The organism is Klebsiella sp. MS 92-3, from assembly GCF_000195655.1.
Lineage (GTDB): Bacteria > Pseudomonadota > Gammaproteobacteria > Enterobacterales > Enterobacteriaceae > Klebsiella > Klebsiella pneumoniae.
This window is the reverse complement of record NZ_GL882724.1, coordinates 36,500-61,594: the sequence shown is the minus strand read 5'-3', so window position 1 is coordinate 61,594 and position 25,095 is coordinate 36,500. Positions and strand designations below refer to the sequence as shown.

The following is a 25,095-nucleotide window of genomic DNA, read 5'->3' as shown; positions in this document are numbered from 1 at the left end:
CCCGGGCCCCCTTGCGCCCGCCGCTGGATATCATCGGCGACGGGCGCGGGGGGGCTCAGGGGAAATTATGATGAAAAAAGATTCGGCTCTACAACTGAGCAACGTCCTGAACCAGGAATGTACCCGTAGCCAGGTGCACTGCCAGAGCAAGAAGCGTGCTCTGGAAATCATCAGCGAACTGGCCGCCAAACAGTTAAGTTTGCCGCCGCAGGTGGTGTTCGAAGCGATCCTCACCCGCGAAAAAATGGGCAGTACCGGGATCGGCAATGGTATCGCCATTCCCCACGGAAAACTGGAAGAGGATACGCTGCGTGCTGTCGGCGTTTTTGTCCAGCTGGAAACCCCCATCGCCTTCGACGCGATCGACAATCAACCTGTCGACCTGCTGTTCGCGCTGCTGGTGCCGGCCGACCAGACAAAAACTCACCTGCATACGCTCTCCCTGGTGGCCAAACGGCTGGCGGACAAAGCGATTTGTCGTCGCCTGCGCGCGGCGCAGAGCGATGAAGAGTTGTATGAGATCATCACCGAAGCAGGAAGCAGCGATGACGCATAACGGCAGTCGCACCTTATCCTTTATCGTACTGAGGAGAAACGGTACATGGTACTGATGATCGTCAGCGGCCGCTCGGGCTCGGGGAAATCCGTCGCTCTGCGAGCGCTGGAAGATATGGGCTTTTACTGCGTGGATAACCTGCCGGTCGTGCTGCTGCCCGACCTGGCGCGGTCGCTGGCTGACCGTAATATCTCCGCGGCCGTCAGCATCGACGTGCGTAACATGCCGGAATCCCCGGAGATCTTCGAGCAGGCGATGCAGAATCTGCCGGAATGTTTTTCTCCGCAGCTGCTGTTCCTTGATGCCGACCGCAATACCCTGATCCGCCGGTACAGCGATACCCGTCGCCTGCACCCGCTCTCCAGCAAGAATCTGTCGCTGGAAAGCGCCATCGACGAAGAGAGCGATCTGCTGGAGCCCCTGCGCTCCCGCGCCGATCTGATCGTCGATACGTCGGAAATGTCGGTGCATGAGCTGGCCGAGATGCTGCGTACCCGACTGCTGGGTAAACGCGAGCGTGAACTGACGATGGTCTTCGAATCCTTCGGCTTCAAGCACGGTATTCCGATCGATGCCGATTACGTCTTTGACGTGCGCTTTCTGCCCAACCCGCACTGGGATCCGAAACTGCGTCCAATGACCGGTCTGGATAAACCAGTGGCCGCCTTCCTCGATCGGCACACTGAAGTGCACAACTTTATTTATCAGACCCGAAGCTATCTTGAGCTATGGTTACCGATGCTGGAGACCAACAATCGCAGCTATCTGACGGTGGCCATTGGCTGTACCGGCGGTAAACATCGTTCGGTTTATATTGCTGAACAACTGGCTGACTACTTCCGCTCGCGCGGCAAGAACGTGCAGTCTCGTCATCGGACGCTGGAAAAACGTAAATCATGACCGTAAAGCAGACCGTTGAAATCACCAATAAGCTGGGCATGCACGCCCGCCCGGCGATGAAGCTGTTCGAACTGATGCAGAATTTCGATGCCGAAGTACTGCTGCGCAACGATGAAGGCACGGAGGCGGAAGCCAACAGCGTGATTGCCCTGCTGATGCTGGACTCGGCGAAAGGGCGACAGATAGAGGTGGAGGCCAGCGGTCCGCAGGAAGTTGAAGCCCTCGCCGCGGTGATTGCCCTGTTTAACGCTGGCTTTGACGAAGACTAAACGTGACGCTTCCCGGCGGCGGACGACTGGCGATTGTACCAGCCCCGGCGCCGGAGTAACCCGCTAATAGAGCTTATGCTCGCGCATGAACCCTTCCCCGCCCAGCTGTCGCATCTGGCGTAAGATCCAGGCCTGACGACTGCGCACATAGCCTGACGGCGCATCGGCGCGATAGCGGATCGGGTTCGGCAGCACCGCGGCCAGCAGAGCCGCTTCCCCCGGCGTCAGCTGACTGGCGGGTTTATGAAAATAGCGCTGGGCGGCCGCTTCCACACCAAATATCCCATCGCCGAACTCGGCAATATTCAGGTAGACGGTCAGGATCCGCTTTTTACTCCACACGGTTTCGATCCCGACAGTCAGCCCGGCTTCCAGCCCCTTACGCAGCCAGCTGCGGCCATCCCATAAAAACAGGTTTTTCGCCGTCTGCTGCGACAGCGTTGACGCGCCGCGAATCCGGGTATCATGCCGCTCATTGTGCGCCAGCGCTTTCTCAATCGCCGACACGTCGAACCCCCAGTGTTCCGGGAACTTCTGATCTTCGGCGGCAATCACCGCCAGCCCCATCCATGGGGAGATCTTATCCATGGCAACCCAGTCGGAATGCGCCAGATAATGGAAATCACCGGACAGCCAGGCGCTCACCTGCCGCTCAAGCATCACCGCCGAAAACGGCACCGGCAGCACGCTAAACAGCGCGATCCCCCCGCCCCAGAGGACGGCGGCGATCAGCAGCAGACGCAATGCCAGACGTTTCAGCAGCGCAAAGGGCGCAACGCGGAGCCTCATGCGCTCAGCGCCAGCACGCGGGCCACCAGCTTCTCAATTCCGGTGGCGGCTTGCGCAATGTCCTCCGCCAGCATATACGCCGGAGTGGTGACCACTTTGTTGTCTTCATCCACCACGATGTCGTCGACCGGGCAAGGCACGTGCTCTGCCCCCATCTCTTCCACCACATCGGCGGTATCAAGATCGGTCCCAATGGTTATCCGCAGCGGAAACGCAAAGATCTTCGGTAGCATCGCCGGGGCAATGCACATAAAGCCCAGCGGCTTGCCGGTCTGATGCATCGCCAGCGCCAGGGCCCGCAGATCGGGATCCACCTGGCATTCGCTGCCCTCGGCGGCGAAGCTGCTTAGATTTTTCGCCGCGCCGAAGCCGCCAGGGACGATCAGCGCGTCCAGCGTCTCCGCACGCGCCTGCGCCAGCGGCAGGATGTCGCCGCGGGCGATACGCGCTGCTTCCACCAGCACATTGCGCTGCTCTGGCATCGCCTCCCCGGTCAGATGGTTGATGACATCGCGCTGCGGTTTATCGGGCGCAAAGCACACTGCCTGCGCGCCGTTGCGCGCGATCGCCAGCAGGGTAATCACCGCCTCATGGATTTCACTGCCGTCGTACACGCCGCAGCCGCCCAGTACCACACCAATTTTTTTCATCGCTTTCGCTCCTCCATGCAACTCGCTGAAACCAGTCAAAAATGTCGATTAACTCGCTATGCTTCACATATTTTACTGATTCATGTAACAAATTAGTTAAGCTTTGCTATCTTAATGAGCGAGCAATCCACTTCTTCGGTTGCGCCACGTAACAACATCACTCAAACAACACTGGCTCAACCACCAGTTCCCTGGTGTTGGCGCAGTATTCGCGCACCCCGGTCTGTCCGGGGTCATTTTTTGCTGGCTTTCGCCACCCACGCCTTCAGTACCGCTACATCGTTTTGCCACTCGGATTTCATCTCTTCAACCCATTCAGCGACATTATCAGACCAGGCAGGCAGATCCGGAGTCTGGATCTGCTGGCCCAGCTGCTGGATGTGGCGCAGTCCGATAGAACCGGCCGCCCCTTTGATCTTATGCCCCTCTTCGACAATCCCTTTTTGGTCGCGGGCGGTCAGATTAGACTCCAGAACGGACATGTAGCCCGGCATCATCTTCTCAAACACCGCGAGACCATCGTTGATAAGCTTCGGTCCCACCAGCTCGATATATTGCTCCAGCATATCGGTATCCAGCACCGCGTCGGCTTTATGCAGATCGGCCGCCGGCGCTTCCTGCGCTTCCTCATCCGGTGCATCCCAGAATTTCTTGATCATGGCCGTTAGCGCTGGCACCGATAGCGGCTTACTCAACACATCGTCCATCCCGGCGTCGAGATACTCTTTTTTATTCTTCAGCACGTTGGCGGTGAGGGCGACCAGCGGCGGTAGCTCGTCAGCGGCAAAGCGCTGTTTCAGTTCCCGGGAAATATCCAGTCCGGTCATGTCCGGTAACTGAATATCCAACAGCACAAGGTCATATTCGCCTGGCTCAAACATCTCCAGCGCGGCTTTCCCGGTCATCGCCACATCAACGCTGTTACCCAGTTTTTCCAGCACTGAACGGGCCACAATAACGTTGAGCTCAATGTCCTCAACCAGCAGCACGTTGAGCGCCGGTAATGGCATGTCGTCTTCCGCCAGCGTATCTTCCACTTCTTCCGCAATGGCAGGCGCATGGACGGTAAGCGTAAAGGTCGCCCCTTTACCCGGCTGGCTGGTAACGCTGATATCACCGCCCATATTACGCGCCAGGCGACGCGAGACGGCGAGACCAATCCCGGTTCCGGTGGCCGGTTTGCCGCCGTGGCTGTCTTTGACCTGGTAATACATGGCGAAAATTTTGTCCTGTTCCGCTTCAGGAATACCAATTCCGGAGTCTTCCACTTCGAAGTGCAGGATATCGCCTTCGTCATAGCGCACGCGGACGTTCACCCCTCCGCCCTGCGGGGTAAACTTCACGGCGTTGCTGATAAGATTCCACAAGATCTGCCGCAGGCGGGGCCCATCCGTGATTACCTTATGCGGCAGCGGCAGGCTCGGCTCCAGCACAAAGCGCAGCCCCTTCTGCTGTGCCTGCAGGCCGGATAGGTTTTCAAGGTCGGCAAGGAAGCTGGTGAAGTCCACCGGCTGGTTATCGAGCTGCACCTTGCGGCGCTCCATTTTGTCCATGTCGATAATATCATTGAAGATATTCCCCAGCGTCACCGCCGAGACATGGATAGTTTTCAGGTATTTTTCCTGCTCGCTGGTCAGTTCGGTATCCAGCAAAATTCGGCTCAGCCCGACGATCCCGTTTAGCGGGGTACGCAGCTCATGACTGATGGTGGAAATAAAGGTGGTTTTATCCCGGCTGGCGCGCTCAAGAGCGTCCTGATAGCGTTTACGTTCGGTGATATCGCGGCCGAAGCCCATCAGGCCGCGACGCTTACCGACGCGATCGTAGTAGGGGACCTTGCGGATTTCAAAGCACGCTTTGCGGCCATCGGGATAGTCCAGCCACTGCTCATAGGTCAGCGATACATTATGGCGGAACACCTTCTCGTCGGTCTCCAGTACCTTTTCCGCCGCCTCTTCGCTATAGACGTCCTGCGGTTTGAGGTGGATCAGCTGTTTCTCGCTTTTGCCGGTCAGCAGCTCCATCGCCCGGTTACAGCCTGAAAACTCCTTATCCTCATTGCGATAGAAGACCAGGTCCGGGGAAGCATCAAGGAAAGAGCGCAGAAAGGAGGATTGCTGTTCGAGCTGGATCTGCGTCTCTTCACGCTCTTTCATCTCAATCTTCAACTGCTCGAGGGTAGTCTCGCGCTCGGCTTCCGCTTTTTCACGTTCGCCAATCTCCTGATTCAACTGCGCGATGTTATCTTTCAGTTGGACGTTCAGCTTTAGATCGCGCTCACGCATCTCCTCCAGCTTGTCCACCAGCCGCGAAAGACGCTGACGGGACTCTTCGAGCTGCTCCACCACCACCGAGAGAAAGTAGACCGCCCAAGGCGTGATCAGCAGGCCAAAGAAGATAGAGCGGATAACGTCGATACTTTCAACCTGGCCATGCAGCACCATGGTAACCGCCATCTGTACCACGATGGCCAGCACCACCAGCGCAAGAGCCAACAGCATCGAAAAGCGGACCAGACCCAGCTTCATCATCAGGTCGACATAATACTGCGCCAGCATACGAATTTGCTTCATAGGGGATTCCTTCACGACAACTCCGCACAATAATACTCAATTCTGAGCAATGCGCTGTAAGTTGTGCAAAAAATGCGGGCAGGAGTCGATACGGCGGCCGGCCGCTGAGGCGAACCAGCCGCAAAAGAGGGGATCAGGAGAGGGATTAACGCTTGCTTAACGCCTCCCAGAGTCCTTTCAGGTAGGTCACGCCGAGGGCGCGGTCGAACAAGCCATAGCCCGGCCGTCCGGTCTCTCCCCAGATAAAGCGACCATGATCCGGGCGAATATAGCCGTCGAATCCGTTGTCATACAGCGCTTGCATCACTTTGTACATATCCAGGGAGCCGTACTCTGACGGATGGGCGCACTCGTAAAAGTCTTTATCCTGCATCAGCTTTATATTGCGGACGTGGGCAAAATGAATTCGCTTACGCCGCGTAAATTCGGCCAGGATGGCGTACACGTCATTATCAGGATCTTCGGCAATCGAGCCGGTGCAGAGCGTAATGCCGTTGGCGGGTGAATCGACGGCCCGGCAGATCCAGTCCAGATCGTCGCGGTTTTTGACCACCCGCGGCAGGCCAAAAATGGAGTACGGCGGGTCGTCCGGGTGGATCGCCATTTTCACCCCAACCTCTTCGCAAACCGGGATCACCGCCTGCAGAAAATAAACCAGGTTCTCCCGCAGCTTCTGATCATCCACCGCGCTATATTTGGCAAACAGGGTCTGCACCTCCGCCAGCCGTTCCGGCTCCCAGCCCGGCAAGGCGAAGCCGTTTGAATTCTCAAGCACCTCCTTCACCACGTCTTCCAGCCGCTTATCGATATCTTTCTTCTCAAACGCCATCGTCAGCGAGCCATCCGGCAGGACGTAGTTCATATCCGTCTTCATCCAGTCGAAAACCGGCATGAAGTTATAGCAGATGACTTTAACGCCAAAGCGGGCAAGGTTGCGGATGGTCTGCTGGTAGTTGGCAATATAGCGGTCACGGGTAGGTAGGCCGATTTTGATGTCGTCATGGATGTTGACGCTCTCGATCACCTCCATTTTCAGGCCTGTGGCATGGGCCTGACCGACCAGACGCTCAATTTTATCCACCGGCCATACTTCGCCCACCGCGACGTCGTAGAGCGCGCCGACCACCCCCTCAACGCCAGGCACCTGGCGAATATGTTCTAATGAAATCTTGTCTTCCTCTGGTCCAAACCAGCGCATTGTCATCTGCATTGTCTTCACCTGCTCAACTTAGTTTAATTTACCCTACTACCATACCAGTAATCATAGATGATTGATCGTTGGCTGTCGTGATAGCGATCACATTCCTGCCGACCGGCTCGCCAGCGGTGAATGCGTCGGTGCATTCATAATTTTTTTCAATTTATTTCAATAGATTAATCATGCCATGGCTTTTTCTGCCGAGCTTTCTCAAATGTGATCCAAGCCTGATTATGATCTTTTGCATACTTGTATGGTAATAAAAGTAGCGTAATTTGTTCAGAAAAAAGACAATGGAAGGAATCAAAATGAGAAGCGTCGTCGTCAAAGAGCCAGGCCAACTGAACATTGAATCACGTCCGGTTCCAGTTCCGGGCGCCCATGAAGTACGGGTGAAAATTGCTTTTGCCGGGATCTGTGGTTCCGATGTACACATCTATCACGGCCACAACCCTTTCGCGAAATATCCCCGCGTCATCGGCCATGAATTCTATGGCATCATCGACGCCGTCGGCGAGCAGGTATCTCCGGCACGCATCGGCGAGCGTGTCGCGGTGGACCCCGTTGTCAGCTGCGGCCATTGTTATCCTTGCTCGGTAGGAAGGCCGAATGTCTGTACGCAGCTCCAGGTCATAGGAGTTCACCGCGACGGGGGATTTAGCGACTATGCCTGCGTGCCGGCGAAAAATGCCTGGCGCATCCCCGAGGCTATCAGCGACCGTCAGGCAACGATGGTTGAGCCTTTTACCATCGCGGCAAATATTACCGCCCAGCTGCAGCCCACGGCGCAAGATATTGCCCTGGTTTACGGCGCTGGCCCGATGGGGCTGACAATCATTCAGGCGCTAAAGGGGGTATATGGCGTTAAGCAGGTGATCGTCGTGGATCGCATTGCCGAACGTCTGCAGATGGCCCGGGAAAACGGCGCCGATCTGACGCTCGATAACACTGACCAGCCGCTCGCGGAACAGCTGGCGCAGCGGCAGCTTGCCCCCACGCTGGTCATTGATGCCGCCTGCCACCCGGCGATCCTGCAGGAAGCCATTCTCCTCGCCTCCCCCGCCGCCCGCATCGGTATACTCGGTTTCTCCGGCGAGGCCTCAACCCTCACTCAGCAAAGCATCACCAGTAAAGAAATTTCTATTTTCTCCTCCCGGCTGAACAGCGGGCGTTTTCCGCTGGTCATCGACTGGATGGAGAAAGGCCTTATTCGTCCGGAGGCGTTAATCACCCATTGTATGCCGCTGGAGCAGGTGAAAGAGGCCATGGAGATTTTTGCTAACGACCGTAAGACCTGCTGCAAAGTGCTGCTGCAACTGGGTTAAACCGGCATCGTATAGAATAACGGCCGACGGATATCTGCGTATCCGCCGCGCCTGATATAAATAATATAATGAGCATGGTGTTATCATGGGAAAAAATATCCGCTGGATTATCGTCCTGTTATTATTTTTAGTATATATGATAAATTATCTGGACCGGGTGGCATTATCCATTACGGTCCCGATGATTGAAAAGGACCTTGCACTTAACGCTGAACAATTCGGCATTATTTTCGGCAGCTTTTTCTTCGGCTACGCGGTATTTAATTTTATTGGCGGTTTGGCCGTGGATAAGTTTGGCGCAACGCTGGTAATGGGCCTGGCGGTCGGTCTGTGGTCGCTGTTTTGCGGCTTAACCGCGGTAGCCACCGGCTTTTATTCCATGCTGGTGCTGCGGGTGCTTTTCGGGATGGCGGAAGGCCCGATCTGCGCATCGGCGAACAAGATGATCAACGGCTGGTTTCCTAAAAAGCAAGCGGCTACCGCCGTCGGCTTTCTCAGCGCAGGCTCTCCGCTGGGCGGCGCGGTCGCCGGCCCCATCGTCGGTTACCTGGCCCTGGCATTCGGCTGGCGCCCGGCTTTTATGATTATTTTCGCTATCGGTATTGTATGGATGATAGCGTGGTTTTTCATTGCCGCTAATTCGCCCGAAAAGCACAAAAAAGTCAGCCAGGAAGAACTTAAGCTGATTAATAAAATGAAAGAAGAAGAAGTCGCGCTGGAAACAATAGAAAATCAAACAACTCACTCGCTGGGTTATTATTTGAAACAGCCAATTATTCTGGTAACGGCCTTTGCCTTCTTCTGCTACAACTATATTCTGTTTTTCTTTCTCAGCTGGTTCCCGTCCTATCTGGTACAACAGCACCATCTGGATATTAAACAGATGAGCCTTACCACTATGATCCCATGGATAGTCGGCTTTGTCGGTCTGGCGCTTGGGGGCTATATTTCCGATAAAATTTTTAAACTCACCGGGCGCCTGCTGCTGTCGCGCAAAATTGTGCTGGTGGTATGCCTGCTGATGGCCGCTATCTGCGTGGGACTGGCGGGTACCGTCAGCAGCGTCGTGCCTGCCGTTCTGCTGATGTCGGTCTCCATCTTTTTCCTCTATGTAACCGGGGCGATCTACTGGGCGATTATCCAGGACGTGGTGCATAAATCCCGCGTCGGCGGCGCCAGCGGCTTTATCCATCTTATCGGCAGCGTCTCCGGCATCGTGGGGCCGATTGTTACCGGCTATATCGTGCAGTCTACTGGTAAATTTGACAGCGCTTTCGTTCTCGCCGGCACTATCGCCGCGCTTGGCGCCCTGCTGGTGCTGTTCGTGATCAAAACTCCGCGTGTGACGATGAAAGCCAGCCAGGCATAAATGGCAGGAGCGCGATGTCCGGCATTGTTCCGGACATCACGCTCGTACTTCTCACTCAGCCTGGGGAGCAACCCAGCTACGGCCCAGCGCCGAGCCCTGAGCGCCCTGCTGATTCAGATAACGATCCAGTTCAACCATGCCGGTCCAGCGATTTTCACACCACAGCGGCGCCAACAGCGTGGGCCGACGGGCGCTGGCGGAAATACGGTGGTAGATCACCTCCGGCGGCGTATGGCGGATCATCTCTCCAGCGGTGACGGTATACGCCTCCAGCTCAATGCCATCGAGACGCCCGGCCTGCCACGCTTTGGCCATAATGCTGCCTTTCACAATATGCAGTGGATGCAATTTGATCCCATCCACGCCGGTCGCCACTACCTGCTCCAGCGTCTGCAGACAATGCCCCTGGCTCTCTCCTGGCAGACCGACGATCAGATGCGCACAGACTTTCAGCCCCCGCTCTCGCGCCAGGCGCGCGGTACGCTGATAACAGGCGAAATCGTGTCCACGGTTAATGCGATGCAGGGTCTTGTCATGAGCAGTTTGCAGCCCCAGCTCCAGCCATACCTCATACCCTTGCTGATGGTATTCACTCAGCAGGTCAAGGACCGCCTGCGGAACGCAGTCCGGGCGGGTGCCGACGCACAGGCCAACGATATTTGCGGCACTGACGGCCTGACGATACATTGAACGGAGCACCTGCACTTCAGCGAAGGTGCTGGTGTAGGCCTGAAAATAGGCCAGATAGCGCTTCGCCCGGTTGACGAGCTGCGCCTGATGAGCGAGCTGTTCGGCGATAGAGCGATGCTGCTGCGCCTCATCGGCAAACGATGCCACGTTACAGAAAGTGCAACCGCCGCGGCCCAGCGTGCCGTCGCGGTTTGGGCAGCTAAAACCGCCGTGCAGCGTTAGCTTATGGACCTTTTCGCCATAGCGACGCATAAGATCCCCACCAAACATATTGACTAATTTCTGTAACTGCATAATCTGATAGACCGCCCTCAACAAAGGGGGCCAAGCCTGCCACTTTTCGTCACCGACGGCGATGACCTGGATCAATCGTCAGCGCGGCGACCAACCCTATTGCATAAACAATCAAGATTACTGCAATTTCATTCAACCACCAGGTGATGAGTTTTCCTTATATTTTATCTTCGCATTGCCCTAATCTGCTTTCTGGTAAAAAACGGTATTAATGTCCAGTAGTTAAAAATATTGCAGTCAAATATGCTAATAATGAAATATATTTCAGCGCATATTGGTAATGCAAAGCCGCGTGCACAGTGAGACAGATCACACTAGCCGCACCACCAGCAGGCGTATTCAAAGCATAAAAATTGCCATTATTTTCTTTAATAACAATTAGTTAACTTGGGTATAGCACATTTTTGTATTAATAAGATTGCCATTTGACGTAAGTGTGGATTCCCGATAAGTTGGGAATCCGCTGGAAGCTTTCTGGATGAGCACTCTGCTCATCATATTTATGCAGTAATTGAGATTCCCTCTTAACAGCAAGTCCTCAAACTTGTGTACCGATGCGAAAAGGATTTAAAGAGGGCGAATGCGAGGTGTAAACCCCGTCGCCATGCTCTTTCTGTGCCTGTGCGCAATCGGTATCGGAGGGTGTCCGTAGAGCCTGGGGAGGTTCACTGATATGTTGTACGACAAATCCCTTGAGAGGGATAACTGTGGTTTCGGCCTGATCGCCCACATAGAAGGCGAACCTAGCCACAAGGTAGTGCGAACCGCAATACACGCACTGGCCCGCATGCAGCACCGTGGCGCAATCCTTGCCGATGGTAAAACCGGCGACGGTTGCGGTCTGCTGCTGCAAAAACCCGATCGTTTCTTCCGCATCGTTGCCGAAGAGCGCGGCTGGCGTTTAGCCAAAAACTACGCCGTTGGGATGCTGTTCCTGAATAAAGATCCTGAGCTGGCTAAAGCGGCGCGCCGCATCGTTGAAGAAGAACTTCAGCTTGAGACCCTGTCGATTGTCGGCTGGCGCGATGTGCCGACCAACGAAGGCGTGCTCGGTGAAATCGCCCTCTCCTCGCTGCCCCGTATTGAGCAAATCTTTGTCAACGCCCCGGCTGGCTGGCGCCCGCGCGATATGGAGCGCCGTCTGTTTATTGCGCGTCGTCGCATTGAAAAACGTCTGCAGGAAGACAAAGATTTCTACGTTTGTAGCTTGTCCAATCTGGTCAACATCTATAAAGGTCTGTGTATGCCGGCGGATTTGCCGCGCTTCTACCTGGACCTCGCGGACCTGCGCCTGGAGTCGGCTATCTGCCTGTTCCACCAGCGCTTCTCCACCAACACCGTACCACGCTGGCCGTTGGCGCAGCCGTTCCGCTACCTGGCGCACAACGGTGAAATTAACACCATTACCGGCAACCGCCAGTGGGCCCGCGCCCGTACCTATAAGTTCCAGACCCCGCTGATCCCAGACCTGCACGACGCCGCGCCGTTCGTTAACGAAACCGGCTCCGACTCCAGTTCTATGGACAACATGCTGGAGCTGCTGCTGGCCGGCGGGATGGACATCGTGCGCGCCATGCGTCTGCTGGTGCCGCCAGCCTGGCAGAACAACCCGGATATGGATCCGGAGCTGCGTTCGTTCTTCGACTTTAACTCCATGCATATGGAGCCGTGGGACGGCCCGGCGGGCATCGTCATGTCCGATGGCCGCTACGCGGCCTGTAACCTCGACCGTAACGGTCTGCGCCCGGCGCGCTACGTCATTACCAAAGATAAGCTCATCACCTGCGCCTCCGAAGTCGGCATCTGGGATTACCAGCCTGACGAAGTGGTCGAGAAAGGCCGCGTGGGCCCGGGCGAGCTGATGGTTATCGATACCCGTGCCGGACGCATTCTGCACTCAGCGGAAACCGATGACGATCTGAAGAGCCGCCATCCGTATAAAGAGTGGATGGAGAAAAACGTTCGTCGCCTGGTGCCGTTCGAAGATCTGCCGGACGAAGAGGTTGGCAGCCGCCAGCTGGATGACGACACGCTCGCCAGCTACCAGAAACAGTTTAACTACAGCGCGGAAGAGCTGGACTCCGTCCTGCGCGTGCTCGGCGAAAATGGCCAGGAAGCAGTCGGTTCGATGGGCGATGACACGCCTTTCGCCGTGCTCTCCAGCCAGCCGCGCATTATCTACGATTACTTCCGTCAGCAGTTCGCCCAGGTGACTAACCCGCCGATCGACCCGCTGCGCGAAGCGCACGTCATGTCGCTGGCTACCAGCATCGGTCGCGAAATGAACGTCTTCTGCGAAGCGGAAGGCCAGGCGCATCGTCTGAGCTTCAAATCGCCGATCCTGCTGTACTCCGATTTTAAACAGCTGACGACGATGGAAGAAGAGCACTATCGCGCCGACGTCCTCGATATCACGTTCAACCCGGCAGAGGCCTCCCTCAGCGAGACGGTGAAAGCGCTGTGCGATAAAGCGGAGCAAATGGTGCGCGACGGCACCGTGCTGCTGGTGCTCTCTGACCGCAACATCGCCAAAGACCGTCTGCCGGTACCGGCGCCGATGGCCGTTGGCGCGATCCAGACCCGTCTGGTCGATAAAAGCCTGCGCTGCGATGCCAACATCATCGTTGAAACCGCCAGCGCCCGCGATCCGCACCACTTCGCCGTGCTGCTCGGCTTTGGGGCGACGGCTATCTATCCATACCTCGCCTACGAAACGCTGGCGAAGCTGGTCGACAGCAAAGCCATCGATAAACCGTACCGTGCGGTGATGCTGAACTATCGCAACGGTATCAATAAAGGTCTGTATAAGATCATGTCCAAGATGGGGATCTCGACCATCGCCTCCTACCGCTGCTCGAAGCTGTTCGAAGCGGTCGGTCTGCATCGCGATGTCTCCGAGCTCTGCTTCCAGGGCGTGGTCAGCCGCATCGGCGGCGCCAGCTTCGACGACTTCCAGCAGGATCTGCTGAATCTGTCGAAACGCGCCTGGCTGGCGCGTAAGCCACTGGCCCAGGGCGGTTTGCTGAAATATGTGCACGGCGGCGAATATCATGCCTACAACCCGGACGTGGTGCGCACCCTGCAGCAGGCCGTGCAGAGCGGCGAATACAGCGATTATCAACAATACGCGAAATTGGTTAACGAACGTCCAGCGGCCACGCTGCGCGACCTGCTGGCGCTCAACCCAGGCGAAGACGCTATCAGCATCGACGAAGTAGAGCCGGCGAAGGAGCTGTTTAAACGCTTCGATACCGCGGCGATGTCGATCGGCGCCCTGAGCCCGGAAGCGCACGAGTCGCTGGCGGAAGCGATGAACAGCATCGGCGGCTTCTCCAACTCCGGTGAAGGCGGTGAAGACCCGGCGCGCTACGGCACTAATAAAGTGTCGCGCATCAAGCAGGTCGCTTCCGGCCGCTTCGGCGTCACGCCAGCCTACCTGGTCAATGCCGACGTCATCCAGATCAAAGTCGCCCAGGGGGCGAAACCGGGTGAAGGTGGCCAGCTGCCGGGTGATAAAGTCACCCCGTACATCGCCAAACTGCGCTATTCGGTACCGGGCGTCACGCTGATTTCCCCGCCGCCGCACCACGATATCTACTCTATCGAGGATCTGGCGCAGCTGATTTTCGACCTCAAGCAGGTCAATCCGAAAGCGATGATTTCGGTCAAACTGGTTTCTGAGCCGGGCGTTGGCACCATCGCCACCGGCGTGGCCAAAGCCTATGCCGACCTGATCACCATCGCCGGCTACGACGGCGGCACCGGGGCGAGCCCGCTCTCTTCGGTGAAATATGCCGGCTGCCCGTGGGAGCTCGGCCTGGTGGAAACCCAGCAGGCGCTGGTTGCCAACGGTCTGCGTCATAAGATCCGTCTGCAGGTGGATGGCGGCCTGAAAACCGGCCTCGATATCATCAAAGCGGCGATCCTCGGCGCGGAGAGCTTCGGTTTCGGTACCGGCCCGATGGTCGCGCTGGGCTGTAAATACCTGCGTATTTGCCACCTGAACAACTGCGCTACCGGCGTGGCGACCCAGGATGACAAACTGCGTAAGAATCACTATCACGGTCTGCCGTTCAAAGTGACCAACTACTTTGAATTTATCGCCCGTGAGACCCGCGAGCTGATGGCCCAGCTGGGCGTCAAGCGTCTGGTGGATCTGATTGGCCGCACCGATCTGCTCAAAGAGCTGGATGGGTTCACCGCCAAGCAGCAGAAACTAGATCTGGGTAAACTGCTGGAGACCGCAGAGCCGCATCCGGGCAAAGCGCTGTACTGCACCGAGAACAACCCACCTTTCGATAACGGCGTGCTCAACGCCCAGCTGCTGCAGCAGGCGAAACCGTACGTGGATGAAAAGCAGAGCAAGACGTTCTGGTTTGATATCCGTAACACCGACCGCTCCGTGGGGGCCTCGCTGTCCGGGTATATCGCCCAGACCCATGGCGACCAGGGACTGGCGGGCGACCCGATCGTCGCTCACTTTAGCGGCACCGCGGGCCAGAGCTTCGGCGTGTGGAACGCCGGCGGCGTGGAACTGCATCTGACTGGCGACGCCAACGACTACGTCGGGAAAGGCATGGCGGGCGGTCTGCTGGCCATTCGTCCGCCGGTGGGCTCTGCGTTCCGCAGCCATGAAGCCAGTATTATCGGCAACACCTGCCTGTACGGAGCGACCGGTGGTCGTCTGTACGCCGCAGGCCGCGCGGGCGAGCGTTTCGCCGTGCGTAACTCCGGCGCCATCACCGTGGTGGAAGGCATCGGCGACAACGGCTGCGAATATATGACCGGCGGCATCGTCTGCGTGCTCGGAAAAACCGGCGTCAACTTTGGCGCAGGGATGACCGGCGGCTTTGCCTATGTCCTGGATGAAGATGGCGACTTCCGCAAACGCGTGAACCCGGAGCTGGTGGAAGTGCTGGACGTTGATTCTCTGGCCATCCATGAAGAGCACCTGCGCGGTTTAATCACCGAGCACGTACAGCTTACCGGTTCGCAACGCGGCGAAGAGATCCTCGCCAACTGGCCGGCCTTCTCCGCGAAGTTTGCGCTGGTTAAACCAAAGTCCAGCGATGTTAAAGCACTGTTGGGTCACCGTAGTCGTTCCGCAGCTGAGCTGCGGGTGCAGGCGCAGTAAGGGGTTAAGATGAGTCAGAACGTTTATCAATTTATCGACCTGCAGCGCGTTGATCCGCCAAAGAAACCGCTGAAGATCCGTAAAATTGAGTTTGTGGAAATTTACGAGCCGTTTTCAGAAGGCCAGGCCAAGGCGCAGGCGGATCGCTGCCTCTCCTGTGGCAACCCGTACTGCGAATGGAAGTGCCCGGTGCATAACTACATCCCGAACTGGCTGAAGCTGGCCAACGAGGGGCGTATTTTTGAAGCGGCCGAGCTGTCGCATCAAACCAACACTCTGCCGGAAGTCTGCGGGCGCGTCTGCCCGCAGGACCGCCTGTGTGAAGGCTCCTGTACGCTGAACGATGAGTTCGGCGCGGTGACCATCGGCAACATCGAACGCTATATCAACGATAAGGCATTCGAGATGGGCTGGCGTCCGGATCTCTCCGACGTGAAGCCGACCGGTAAAACCGTCGCGATCATCGGCGCTGGCCCGGCGGGCCTCGCCTGCGCCGACGTGCTGACCCGTAACGGCGTCAAGGCGGTGGTATTTGACCGCCATCCGGAAATCGGCGGCCTGCTGACCTTCGGTATCCCAGCGTTCAAGCTGGAAAAAGAGGTGATGACCCGCCGCCGGGAGATCTTCACCGGCATGGGCATTGAGTTCAAACTCAATACCGAAGTGGGCCGCGACGTGCAGCTCGACGACCTGCTGAAGGAGTACGATGCGGTGTTCCTCGGCGTCGGGACCTATCAGTCGATGCGCGGTGGACTGGACAACGAAGACGCCCCGGGTGTTTACGACGCGCTGCCGTTCCTTATCGCTAACACTAAGCAGATCATGGGCTTTGGTGAAACCGCCGATGAGCCCTATGTCAGCATGGAAGGCAAACGCGTGGTGGTGCTCGGCGGTGGCGACACCGCGATGGACTGCGTACGCACCTCCGTCCGTCAGAATGCGGCGCACGTGATCTGCGCCTATCGCCGTGACGAAGAGAACATGCCTGGCTCAAAACGCGAAGTGAAAAACGCGCGCGAAGAAGGCGTTGAGTTCCAGTTTAACGTCCAGCCGCTGGGCGTGGAAGTGAATGCCAACGGTAAGGTTTGCGGCGTGAAGATGGCGCGCACCGAAATGGGCCAGCCGGATGCGAAGGGCCGCCGCCGCGCGGAGATCGTCCCCGGCTCTGAGCACGTGGTGCCGGCTGACGCCGTAGTCATGGCGTTTGGCTTCCGTCCGCACAGCATGGAGTGGCTGGCGAAGCACAGCGTCGAGCTGGACTCCCAGGGCCGTATTATCGCCCCGGAAGGCAGCGAAAACGCCTTCCAGACCAGCAACCCGAAAATCTTCGCCGGTGGCGATATCGTTCGCGGTTCCGATCTGGTGGTCACCGCGATTGCCGAAGGCCGTAAAGCGGCGGACGGGATCCTCAACTACCTTGAAGTCTGATTAGGTCCGGAGCCTCACGCATAAAAGCCCGATGGTTAACGTCATCGGGCTTTTTTATTGCTCATTCGCCGGGCAAACCGCCGCTTTCAGCGCCGTATTATACCAGCCGCAGATATGCTCCAGGCGGGTAATCGCCGAGCCGACGGTCACCGCCCACGCGCCGCAACGCATCGCCTCCGCCGCCTGGGCAGGCGTGTTATAGCGCCCTTCGGCAATCACTCTGCAGCCCGCAACGCTCAGGCATTGCACCAGCGCCAGATCCGGCTCATCCGGCGTCTCCTCTGCGGTATAGCCGGAGAGAGTCGTCCCGACAATCTCAGCCCCCAACTGCCAGCACTCGAGAGCATCGTCGAGAGATGAGCAATCGGCCATCGCCACTTTTCCCAGCTGATGAATTTCTGCTAATAGCGCCGACACTGACGCCGGACGCTGACGCTGGGTGCCGTCAATAGCAATAATATCCGCTCCGCCCTGCGCCAGCGCGTCGATATCTTCCAGCCATGGCGTAATACGCACCGGGCTATCGGGCAAATCGCGTTTGATCAACCCAATAACGGGCACTGTCACTAACGGACGAACGGCCTGCAGGTTGGCCAGGCCTTCGATGCGCAGCGCTACCGCTCCCGCCTGCTCAGCCGCCAGCGCCATTGCCGCGACGATAGCGGGATTATCCAGCGGACTGCCCGGCACCGGCTGGCAGGAGACAATTAATCCGCCATGATGACGGATACGCTGGTCCAGTTGTGCGAGTAAAGACATGTCTGCTCCCTAAAAACTACCTGTGGCGATGACGATACCAGCCATGGGACGCCTCGTTTGTGGCAGAGTTAACAAAGCGGACAGACAAAAAAACAGGCCCCGCAGGGCCTGTCAGAGAAGGGATTTACTTCACCACGCGCAGCGCCGGGCGACCACCGCGCGGCGGCGGCGTGTCGTCAGGATCGTCGTCGTGATTATCCGGCTTATCGCCATCGATCACCGACATCACCGTATCGCTTTCACTCTCCGGCGCGACGTCATCATCGTTGAGGCTGCTGACGTCTTCGTCATAGGCCGCTTCCGGTTCGAACATCGTACCAGCGCCGTTCTCACGGGCGTAGATGGCGAGTACCGCAGCCAGCGGGACAGACACGTTGCGTGGTACCCCGCCAAAGCGCGCGTTGAAGCGCACTTCGTCGTTCGCCAGCTCGAGATTGCCTACCGCACGCGGGGCAATATTGAGAACGATTTGCCCATCGCGCGCGTACTCCATCGGCACGAGCACGCCCGGCAGCGTCACATCCACCACCAGGTGCGGCGTCAGCTGGTTATCCAGCAGCCAGTCATAAAACGCCCGTAACAGATACGGGCGACGCGGCGTCAGCTGTGATACATCCATTATTTAGCCCCGACCGAGGCGCATTTCACGCTCGGCTTCAGTTAAAGAAGCGAGGAAGGAATCACGCTCAAATACGCGAGTCATATAGCCTTTGAGCTCTTTCGCGCCAGCGCCAACCAGCTCCACACCAAGAACCGGCAGACGCCACAGCAGCGGCGCCAGGTAGCAGTCCACCAGGCTGAACTCATCGCTCAGGAAGTAAGGTTTCTGGGTGAAGACCGGCGCGATGGCCAGCAATTCTTCACGCAGCTGCTTACGCGCAGCATCAGCTTGCGCTGCGGTACCGCTCTGGATGGTGTTCATCAGCGAATACCAGTCCTTCTCGATACGTTGCATATACAGGCGGCTTTCACCACGCGCCACCGGATAAACCGGCATTAACGGCGGGTGCGGGAAACGCTCATCCAGATACTCCATAATGATGCGGGATTCCCACAGAGTGAGCTCACGATCCACCAGCGTCGGTACGCTTTGATTCGGGTTGAGGTCAATCAGATCCTGAGGCGGGTTATCCTTCTCCACGTGCTCTATCTCAAAACTGACACCCTTCTCGGCCAGCACAATGCGGACCTGATGGCTATAGATGTCAGTAGGACCAGAAAACAGCGTCATTACCGAACGTTTGTTGGCAGCGACAGCCATGAAAACCTCCAGGTATATTCAGAATTTTGTACTGCTGCCGGCCACTCATGACCAGCCAGATGTAAAAACCCCATTAGCGCGATGTCACCTTCGTTCACGAATAAAACAAAAAATGAACAATCACCAGCATTTGGGCAGAAAATTGGATGATAGTTTACCAGATTTTGAAGACGTTGTGGTGAGGGGATTCTGGAAATGCTGAAAAAGTGGCGAGAACCGGCGCTATGCTTGTGGATAACAGCCGTTTTATCCATAAAAAAACCCGCCGAAGCGGGTTTTTTCGCAAATTGTTCTGCGTGAGCAGAAAACAATTAACGTTTGGAGAACTGCGGACGACGACGTGCTTTACGCAGACCGACTTTCTTACGTTCAACCTGACGAGCGTCACGAGTAACGAAGCCAGCTTTACGCAGTTCGGAACGCAGGGACTCGTCGTACTCCATCAGAGCGCGGGTGATACCGTGACGGATCGCACCAGCCTGACCAGAGATACCACCACCTTTAACAGTGATGTACAGATCCAGTTTCTCAACCATGTCGACCAGTTCCAGCGGCTGACGAACTACCATGCGGGCAGTTTCACGACCGAAGTACTGTTCCAGAGAACGCTGGTTGATAACGATTTTACCGTTGCCCGGTTTGATGAAAACGCGAGCTGCGGAACTTTTGCGGCGACCAGTGCCGTAGTATTGATTTTCAGCCATTGCCTATAATCCCGATTAGATGTCAAGAACTTGCGGTTGCTGTGCCGCGTGGTTGTGCTCGTTACCCGCGTAAACTTTCAGTTTACGGTACATAGCACGACCCAGCGGGCCTTTTGGCAGCATGCCTTTAACCGCGATTTCAATCACACGCTCAGGACGGCGGGCAATCATCTCTTCAAAGGTCGCTTCTTTGATACCACCGATGTGGCCGGTGTGGTGGTAGTACATTTTGTCTTCGCGCTTGTTGCCGGTAACAGCAACTTTTTCTGCGTTCAGAACGATGATGTAATCACCGGTATCAACGTGCGGAGTGTATTCCGCTTTGTGCTTACCGCGCAGGCGACGAGCCAGTTCAGTAGCCAGACGGCCCAGAGTTTTACCGGTCGCGTCAACAACATACCAGTCGCGTTTTACGGTTTCTGGTTTAGCTGTAAAAGTTTTCATTAAAAGCTTACCCAAATAATAAGTTACACGTTGGTGAACACCCAAACGTTTAGTCAGTTGAGGTTCACACGACATTGTCCAGCAAACCTACCCCTTCGAATAGCCTATGCCGGCGCATAGAAAGTTTCGGGAAAAAAACCTTCTCGTAACGTGGGGTCGCAAGATTATAGAGAAGTCGGGGTCAAAGATCGACCCCTTTATGAGATTTTTCAGGCCGCGCCCGGGGCGGCCTTGCGGCCCTGAATCCGCCTGAAAAAGTCCCCTGTCAGGGCATATGCGGACGTTTGAGGTACTCTTCGCTCTGCATCTCCTGCAGACGCGAGAGACAGCGCTGGAACTCAAACTTCAGCCGCTCGCCCTGGTAAATGTCGTACAGCGGTACTGCCGCGCTGACCACCAGCTTTACATGGCGCTCGTAGAACTCATCCACCAGAGCGATAAAGCGGCGGGCCTCGCTCTCCAGCTGCGCGGTCATCACCGGCACGTCGAACAGCATCACCGTATGGAACAGTCGGGAGAGCGCGATATAGTCATGCTGGCTGCGCGCATCCACGCATAGCGTGGCGAATGACGCCGCCAGCGTCTGGTTTTCTACGCCGAGGGTAGGCAGCTCGCGATGGTTAATCTCCAGCGTCGGCCCGGCAGCGCGCGGCGCGCCCGCCAGCGCGAGCCACAATTTATCCATCTGTTCGCGGGTGTCGTTATTCAGCGGCGACAGCCACAGGTGCGCCTGCGTCAGGGTACGCAGCCGATAATCGATGCCGGCATCGACGTTCATAATATCGCAATGCTGCTTGATGGCGTCGATCGCCGGTAGAAAACGGGCCCGCTGCAGGCCATTGCGATAGAGTTCATCCGGCGGAATATTGGAGGTCGCCACCAGGGTGATGCCGCGGGCGAACAGGGCTTTCATCAGCCCGCCCAACAGCATGGCGTCGGTAATATCGGAGACAAAAAACTCGTCGAAACAGAGCACGTCGGTTTCCGCTTTAAAGCGGTCGGCGACGATCTCCAGCGGGTCGCTATGTCCCTGCAGGGTGGTCAGCTCTTCGTGTACGCGCAGCATGAAACGATGGAAATGCAGGCGCTGTTTACGCTCGCCCGGCAGGCTCTGGTAAAACAGGTCCATCAGCCAGGTTTTGCCTCGCCCCACGCCGCCCCACATATACAGGCCGCGGACAGGTGCCGTCCCGGCAGCCGGCTCGCGCTTACCCAGCAGTTTGCCGAATTTCGCGCGCAAACCGCCGCCTGACGCGACCGGCGCGGGCTGCGTCTGCAGTTCCTGGTAAATGGTATCAAGGCGGCTCACCGCTTCTTGCTGGACGTCGTCGGGTTGATGGCTGCCCTCTTTCAGGGCTAAAAGGTAACGCGATGTTGGAGACAGGCTTTGCATGATCTAATTGTTATTCCTTGAAAACCGTAATGCCGAAGCTCACGATTGACGAAAAAAAGGCCGTTCTACACTACGCGATGATACGCCAGGATTCCACTTCTGTGGAATTAGCGGTTATAGTGGCACTATCGGGCGCAGGCGGAGAGCCTAAGAGCCACCCTACGGAACCACAATACAACGGGAGATGTTCATGACCTGGGAATACGCGCTAATTGGGTTAGTCGTCGGTATCATCATTGGTGCCGTCGCCATGCGTTTCGGCAACCGCAAACTGCGCCAACAGCAGGCGCTGCAGTACGAACTGGAAAAGAATAAAGCCGAGCTTGAAGAGTACCGTGAAGAGCTGGTGAGCCACTTTGCGCGTAGCGCCGAACTGCTGGATAACATGGCGCACGACTATCGTCAGCTATATCAGCATATGGCGAAAAGCTCTAACAACCTGCTGCCGGACTCGATGGCAGACGCCAACCCGTTCCGCAACCGTCTGGAAGAGTCTGAAGCCAGTAACGATCAGGCGCCGGTCCAGATGCCGCGCGACTACTCCGAGGGCGCATCCGGTTTACTGCGCGGAGGCGCAAAACGCGATTAAGCCTCGCTGCGATTAAAATATTCTCCGGGCGCGCCCGTCGCGCCCGCTCCTTCCCCCACTTCCCGGCTACAATTTAAACCAGTCCCCACGTTGTTACCTGTGCAAAAATTCAATAACATCAGGTTATTCAGGACATTTTTCCATACACCTCAGGTTACGAGAGCCAGCATCTAATGAAGAAACAGACTTTGCTGTTGAGTGCGTTAGCGTTAAGCATTGGGTTATCGTTGTCGGTCCTGCCTCCGGCAGCGGCATCCTTACCGACTCAGGTGCCCGGCCAGGGCGCGTTACCAAGCCTGGCGCCGATGCTGGAAAAGGTTCTGCCGGCGGTGGTTAGCGTACAGGTGGAAGGCACTGCCTCGCCGACGCTCAATATGCCGGAAGAGCTGAAAAAATATTTTGGCGATAACGCCCCGCAGGAGCAGGCGCAGCCGTTTGAAGGGCTCGGCTCCGGCGTTATCATCGACGCGGCGAAAGGCTATGTGCTGACCAATAACCACGTCATCAATCAGGCGCAGAAGATCAGCGTCCAGCTGAACGATGGCCGTGAGTTCGATGCCAAACTGGTCGGGAGCGATGAACAGAGCGATATCGCTCTGCTGCAGCTGATTAAGCCAGACCACCTGACGCAAATCGCCATTGCTGACTCTGATAAACTTCGCGTCGGCGACTTCGCCGTCGCCGTCGGCAACCCGTTCGGCCTTGGCCAGACCGCCACATCCGGCATTATCTCTGCCCTTGGCCGCAGCGGCTTGAACCTTGAAGGGCTGGAGAATTTCATTCAGACCGACGCCTCGATTAACCGCGGCAATTCCGGCGGCGCGCTGCTGAACCTCAACGGCGAGCTTATCGGGATCAACACCGCGATCCTCGCGCCGGGCGGCGGCAGCATCGGCATCGGCTTTGCCATTCCAAGCAATATGGCGAAAACCCTCGCCGACCAGCTTATTCAGTTTGGCGAAATCAAGCGCGGCCTGTTGGGCATTAAAGGCATGGAAATGAGCGCCGACATCGCCAAAGCGATGAATCTCAACGTTCAGCGCGGCGCCTTCGTCAGTGAAGTCCTGCCAAACTCCGGCTCCGCCAAAGCGGGGATTAAATCCGGGGACGTCATCGTGAGTCTGAACGGCAAACCGCTGAACAGTTTCGCCGAACTGCGTTCGCGGATCGCCACCACCGAGCCGGGTACCAAGGTCAAACTGGGCCTGCTGCGCGATGGAAAGCCGGTCGATGTCGAAGTGACCCTGGATAAGAGCACCTCCTCAACCGCCAGCGCGGAACTGATTATCCCGGCGCTGCAGGGGGCCTCGTTCAGCGACGGCCAGATGAAAGATGGCACCAAAGGAGTGGTGATCGATAATGTGGATAAAGGCAGCGCCGCCGCCCAGGTCGGTCTGCATAAGGATGACATTATCATTGGCCTTAACCGGCAGCGTATTCACTCAATTGCCGAACTGCGCAAAGCGCTCGAAGGCAAACCGCCGGTCATCGCCCTGAACGTGATCCGCGGCAACGAAAGCATCTATCTGCTGCTGCGCTGATTGTCTCTCCGGGCATCGCCGCCATGTGCGATGTCCGGACAACTCATGCTATGCTGCGCCTGACCATTCATTAACGATATCTGCATCATGCCTGGAAAGTTATTACGTTCAGTACTCATCGGTTTGCTTGTCGGGGGTCTGCTGCTGGCCCTGATGCCCTCGCTGCGCCAGTGGCAGTTGGCGCCGACTACCCAGAACGATACGGCAGACGACTCCCCGGCGAGCTATAACGCCGCGGTGCGCCGCGCGGCGCCCGCCGTGGTGAACGTCTATAACCGCGCCCTTAACAGCACCAGCCATAATCAGCTGACGCTTGGCTCAGGGGTGATTATGGATCAGCGCGGCTATATCCTGACCAACAAGCATGTTATCAACGATGCCGATCAGATTATCGTCGCCCTGCAGGACGGCCGCGTCTTCGAAGCGCTGCTGGTAGGATCCGATTCCCTCACCGATCTCGCCGTGCTCAAGATCAATGCTACCGGCGGGCTGCCGGTGATCCCGATCAATCCGAAACGCACGCCGCACATCGGCGACGTGGTGCTGGCGATTGGCAACCCTTATAACCTGGGGCAGACCATCACCCAGGGGATTATCAGCGCCACAGGGCGCATTGGCCTCAATCCGACCGGCCGCCAGAACTTCCTGCAGACTGACGCCTCGATCAACCACGGTAACTCCGGCGGGGCGCTGGTGAACTCCCTCGGCGAGCTGATGGGGATTAACACCCTCTCCTTTGACAAGAGCAATGACGGCGAAACGCCGGAAGGCATTGGCTTTGCGATCCCGTTCCAGTTAGCGACCAAAATTATGGATAAACTGATCCGCGATGGCCGGGTGATCCGCGGCTATATCGGCATTAGCGGCCGGGAGATCGCCCCGCTGCACGCGCAGGGCGGAGGGATCGATCAGATTCAGGGGATCGTCGTTAACGATGTGGCCCCGGACGGTCCAGCGGCGCAAGCCGGGATCCGCGCCAACGACGTAATCATCTCCGTGAATGACAAACCCGCCGTCTCGGCGCTGGAGACGATGGATCAGGTGGCCGAGATCCGCCCGGGTTCGGAAATTCCGGTGGTCATCATGCGTGATGATAAGAAAATCACGCTCCATATCGCCGTCCAGGAATACCCGGCCACCAACTAAACAGGCCCCCCCCCCCCCCCGCGGCCGCGCGCGCGCCCGGCGGCGCGCCGCCCCCCGCCGTAGTTAGTGTCAGTCCCGTGGCC

General features: G+C 57.1%; 22 protein-coding genes. 10 read left to right on the top strand and 12 right to left on the bottom strand.

Translation table 11 applies throughout. The annotated features are described in order from the left end of the window. Window positions 1–67: 67 nt before the first annotated feature. Genes ptsN through npr form a run of 3 tightly spaced genes read left to right on the top strand, consistent with a single transcriptional unit; the run spans window position 68 to window position 1,725 of the window. Window positions 68–556, top strand: a complete 489-nt coding sequence (gene ptsN, locus HMPREF9538_RS24455) for a PTS IIA-like nitrogen regulatory protein PtsN (RefSeq protein WP_009484009.1) — start codon at window positions 68–70, stop codon at window positions 554–556. Between the two features lie 45 nt (window positions 557–601). Then, entirely contained in the window at window positions 602–1,456 is an 855-nt protein-coding gene (gene rapZ, locus HMPREF9538_RS24460) for an RNase adapter RapZ (protein WP_002918428.1), read from the top strand. Continuing rightward, on the top strand, window positions 1,453–1,725 hold the full coding sequence (npr, locus tag HMPREF9538_RS24465; protein WP_002918431.1) for a PTS phosphocarrier protein NPr: 273 nt from the start codon (window positions 1,453–1,455) through the stop codon (window positions 1,723–1,725). Before rapZ ends, npr begins: the two co-directional genes overlap by 4 nt. Window positions 1,726–1,788: 63 nt before the next feature. On the opposite strand, the gene mtgA is transcribed toward npr, so the two are convergent. The 4 genes from mtgA to uxuA all read right to left on the bottom strand — a co-directional run bounded on the left by mtgA (window position 1,789) and on the right by uxuA (window position 6,947). Further along, window positions 1,789–2,514, bottom strand: coding sequence for a monofunctional biosynthetic peptidoglycan transglycosylase (mtgA, locus tag HMPREF9538_RS24470; protein ID WP_002918435.1), 726 nt, complete (start codon window positions 2,512–2,514; stop codon window positions 1,789–1,791). Further along, complete coding sequence (gene elbB / locus HMPREF9538_RS24475) at window positions 2,511–3,164, bottom strand: isoprenoid biosynthesis glyoxalase ElbB (protein ID WP_004181418.1); 654 nt, start codon at window positions 3,162–3,164, stop codon at window positions 2,511–2,513. The genes mtgA and elbB overlap by 4 nt, the downstream gene beginning before the upstream one ends. Window positions 3,165–3,397: 233 nt before the next feature. Next, entirely contained in the window at window positions 3,398–5,737 is a 2,340-nt protein-coding gene (gene arcB, locus HMPREF9538_RS24480; RefSeq protein ID WP_009484008.1) for an aerobic respiration two-component sensor histidine kinase ArcB, read from the bottom strand. 145 nt (window positions 5,738–5,882) lie between these two features. Next, entirely contained in the window at window positions 5,883–6,947 is a 1,065-nt protein-coding gene (gene uxuA, locus HMPREF9538_RS24485) for a mannonate dehydratase (protein ID WP_009484007.1), read from the bottom strand. Between the two features lie 296 nt (window positions 6,948–7,243). On the opposite strand from uxuA, the gene HMPREF9538_RS0126835 reads away from it, so the two are divergent. Together HMPREF9538_RS0126835 and HMPREF9538_RS24495 are read left to right on the top strand one after the other, a co-directional pair. Beyond that, entirely contained in the window at window positions 7,244–8,260 is a 1,017-nt protein-coding gene (locus HMPREF9538_RS0126835) for a Zn-dependent oxidoreductase (protein WP_002918451.1), read from the top strand. An 85-nt stretch (window positions 8,261–8,345) separates the two neighbouring features. Next, entirely contained in the window at window positions 8,346–9,629 is a 1,284-nt protein-coding gene (locus HMPREF9538_RS24495; protein WP_004188427.1) for an MFS transporter, read from the top strand. Between the two features lie 51 nt (window positions 9,630–9,680). On the opposite strand, the gene HMPREF9538_RS24500 is transcribed toward HMPREF9538_RS24495, so the two are convergent. Next, window positions 9,681–10,613, bottom strand: coding sequence for a TIGR01212 family radical SAM protein (locus HMPREF9538_RS24500; RefSeq protein ID WP_002918455.1), 933 nt, complete (start codon window positions 10,611–10,613; stop codon window positions 9,681–9,683). 673 nt (window positions 10,614–11,286) lie between these two features. On the opposite strand from HMPREF9538_RS24500, the gene gltB reads away from it, so the two are divergent. Both gltB and HMPREF9538_RS24510 read left to right on the top strand, forming a co-directional pair. Then, window positions 11,287–15,747 carry a glutamate synthase large subunit gene (gene gltB / locus HMPREF9538_RS24505; protein ID WP_002918458.1) on the top strand — a complete coding sequence of 1,487 codons (4,461 nt, stop codon included), beginning with the start codon at window positions 11,287–11,289 and terminating at the stop codon, window positions 15,745–15,747. 9 nt (window positions 15,748–15,756) lie between these two features. Then, complete coding sequence (locus tag HMPREF9538_RS24510) at window positions 15,757–17,175, top strand: glutamate synthase small subunit (protein WP_002918461.1); 1,419 nt, start codon at window positions 15,757–15,759, stop codon at window positions 17,173–17,175. Window positions 17,176–17,229: 54 nt separating this feature from the next. Here the strand turns inward: HMPREF9538_RS24510 and HMPREF9538_RS24515 are convergent, their stop codons facing one another. The 7 genes from HMPREF9538_RS24515 to zapE form a co-directional block, all read right to left on the bottom strand. Further along, window positions 17,230–17,934, bottom strand: a complete 705-nt coding sequence (locus HMPREF9538_RS24515; RefSeq protein ID WP_004188425.1) for an N-acetylmannosamine-6-phosphate 2-epimerase — start codon at window positions 17,932–17,934, stop codon at window positions 17,230–17,232. Window positions 17,935–18,058: 124 nt separating this feature from the next. Next, window positions 18,059–18,553 carry a ClpXP protease specificity-enhancing factor gene (sspB, locus tag HMPREF9538_RS24520; RefSeq protein ID WP_004188423.1) on the bottom strand — a complete coding sequence of 165 codons (495 nt, stop codon included), beginning with the start codon at window positions 18,551–18,553 and terminating at the stop codon, window positions 18,059–18,061. A 3-nt stretch (window positions 18,554–18,556) separates the two neighbouring features. Continuing rightward, window positions 18,557–19,195, bottom strand: coding sequence for a stringent starvation protein SspA (gene sspA / locus HMPREF9538_RS24525; RefSeq protein WP_002918467.1), 639 nt, complete (start codon window positions 19,193–19,195; stop codon window positions 18,557–18,559). Further along, on the bottom strand, window positions 19,165–19,449 hold the full coding sequence (locus HMPREF9538_RS31330) for a hypothetical protein (protein ID WP_135801240.1): 285 nt from the start codon (window positions 19,447–19,449) through the stop codon (window positions 19,165–19,167). The genes sspA and HMPREF9538_RS31330 overlap by 31 nt, the downstream gene beginning before the upstream one ends. A gap of 57 nt (window positions 19,450–19,506) precedes the next feature. Beyond that, window positions 19,507–19,899 carry a 30S ribosomal protein S9 gene (gene rpsI, locus HMPREF9538_RS0126830; protein ID WP_000829818.1) on the bottom strand — a complete coding sequence of 131 codons (393 nt, stop codon included), beginning with the start codon at window positions 19,897–19,899 and terminating at the stop codon, window positions 19,507–19,509. Between the two features lie 15 nt (window positions 19,900–19,914). Continuing rightward, entirely contained in the window at window positions 19,915–20,343 is a 429-nt protein-coding gene (gene rplM / locus HMPREF9538_RS24530) for a 50S ribosomal protein L13 (RefSeq protein ID WP_002918559.1), read from the bottom strand. Window positions 20,344–20,608: 265 nt separating this feature from the next. After that, window positions 20,609–21,736 carry a cell division protein ZapE gene (zapE, locus tag HMPREF9538_RS24535; RefSeq protein WP_004144945.1) on the bottom strand — a complete coding sequence of 376 codons (1,128 nt, stop codon included), beginning with the start codon at window positions 21,734–21,736 and terminating at the stop codon, window positions 20,609–20,611. 190 nt (window positions 21,737–21,926) lie between these two features. Here zapE and zapG point away from each other — a divergent pair, with 190 nt between their 5' ends. From zapG to degS, 3 genes are all read left to right on the top strand, one after another. Continuing rightward, a complete protein-coding gene (gene zapG, locus HMPREF9538_RS24540) occupies window positions 21,927–22,325 on the top strand; it encodes a Z-ring associated protein ZapG (protein ID WP_002918565.1) in 399 nt (132 codons plus the stop codon). Between the two features lie 173 nt (window positions 22,326–22,498). Further along, window positions 22,499–23,866: a serine endoprotease DegQ gene (gene degQ / locus HMPREF9538_RS24545; protein ID WP_004174125.1), complete on the top strand. Its 1,368-nt coding sequence runs from the start codon at window positions 22,499–22,501 to the stop codon at window positions 23,864–23,866. Window positions 23,867–23,953: 87 nt separating this feature from the next. Next, window positions 23,954–25,012, top strand: a complete 1,059-nt coding sequence (gene degS, locus HMPREF9538_RS24550; RefSeq protein ID WP_002918568.1) for an outer membrane-stress sensor serine endopeptidase DegS — start codon at window positions 23,954–23,956, stop codon at window positions 25,010–25,012. Window positions 25,013–25,095 lie beyond the last annotated feature (83 nt).

Coding starts and splice junctions, on each gene's coding strand:
- ptsN (WP_009484009.1), top strand. CDS start 68: ATGATGAAAAAAGATTCGGCTCTACAACTGAGCAACGTCCTGAACCAG.
- rapZ (WP_002918428.1), top strand. CDS start 602: ATGGTACTGATGATCGTCAGCGGCCGCTCGGGCTCGGGGAAATCCGTC.
- npr (WP_002918431.1), top strand. CDS start 1,453: ATGACCGTAAAGCAGACCGTTGAAATCACCAATAAGCTGGGCATGCAC.
- mtgA (WP_002918435.1), bottom strand. CDS start 2,514: ATGAGGCTCCGCGTTGCGCCCTTTGCGCTGCTGAAACGTCTGGCATTG.
- elbB (WP_004181418.1), bottom strand. CDS start 3,164: ATGAAAAAAATTGGTGTGGTACTGGGCGGCTGCGGCGTGTACGACGGC.
- arcB (WP_009484008.1), bottom strand. CDS start 5,737: ATGAAGCAAATTCGTATGCTGGCGCAGTATTATGTCGACCTGATGATG.
- uxuA (WP_009484007.1), bottom strand. CDS start 6,947: ATGCAGATGACAATGCGCTGGTTTGGACCAGAGGAAGACAAGATTTCA.
- HMPREF9538_RS0126835 (WP_002918451.1), top strand. CDS start 7,244: ATGAGAAGCGTCGTCGTCAAAGAGCCAGGCCAACTGAACATTGAATCA.
- HMPREF9538_RS24495 (WP_004188427.1), top strand. CDS start 8,346: ATGGGAAAAAATATCCGCTGGATTATCGTCCTGTTATTATTTTTAGTA.
- HMPREF9538_RS24500 (WP_002918455.1), bottom strand. CDS start 10,613: ATGCAGTTACAGAAATTAGTCAATATGTTTGGTGGGGATCTTATGCGT.
- gltB (WP_002918458.1), top strand. CDS start 11,287: ATGTTGTACGACAAATCCCTTGAGAGGGATAACTGTGGTTTCGGCCTG.
- HMPREF9538_RS24510 (WP_002918461.1), top strand. CDS start 15,757: ATGAGTCAGAACGTTTATCAATTTATCGACCTGCAGCGCGTTGATCCG.
- HMPREF9538_RS24515 (WP_004188425.1), bottom strand. CDS start 17,934: ATGTCTTTACTCGCACAACTGGACCAGCGTATCCGTCATCATGGCGGA.
- sspB (WP_004188423.1), bottom strand. CDS start 18,553: ATGGATGTATCACAGCTGACGCCGCGTCGCCCGTATCTGTTACGGGCG.
- sspA (WP_002918467.1), bottom strand. CDS start 19,195: ATGGCTGTCGCTGCCAACAAACGTTCGGTAATGACGCTGTTTTCTGGT.
- HMPREF9538_RS31330 (WP_135801240.1), bottom strand. CDS start 19,449: ATGGATAAAACGGCTGTTATCCACAAGCATAGCGCCGGTTCTCGCCAC.
- rpsI (WP_000829818.1), bottom strand. CDS start 19,899: ATGGCTGAAAATCAATACTACGGCACTGGTCGCCGCAAAAGTTCCGCA.
- rplM (WP_002918559.1), bottom strand. CDS start 20,343: ATGAAAACTTTTACAGCTAAACCAGAAACCGTAAAACGCGACTGGTAT.
- zapE (WP_004144945.1), bottom strand. CDS start 21,736: ATGCAAAGCCTGTCTCCAACATCGCGTTACCTTTTAGCCCTGAAAGAG.
- zapG (WP_002918565.1), top strand. CDS start 21,927: ATGACCTGGGAATACGCGCTAATTGGGTTAGTCGTCGGTATCATCATT.
- degQ (WP_004174125.1), top strand. CDS start 22,499: ATGAAGAAACAGACTTTGCTGTTGAGTGCGTTAGCGTTAAGCATTGGG.
- degS (WP_002918568.1), top strand. CDS start 23,954: ATGCCTGGAAAGTTATTACGTTCAGTACTCATCGGTTTGCTTGTCGGG.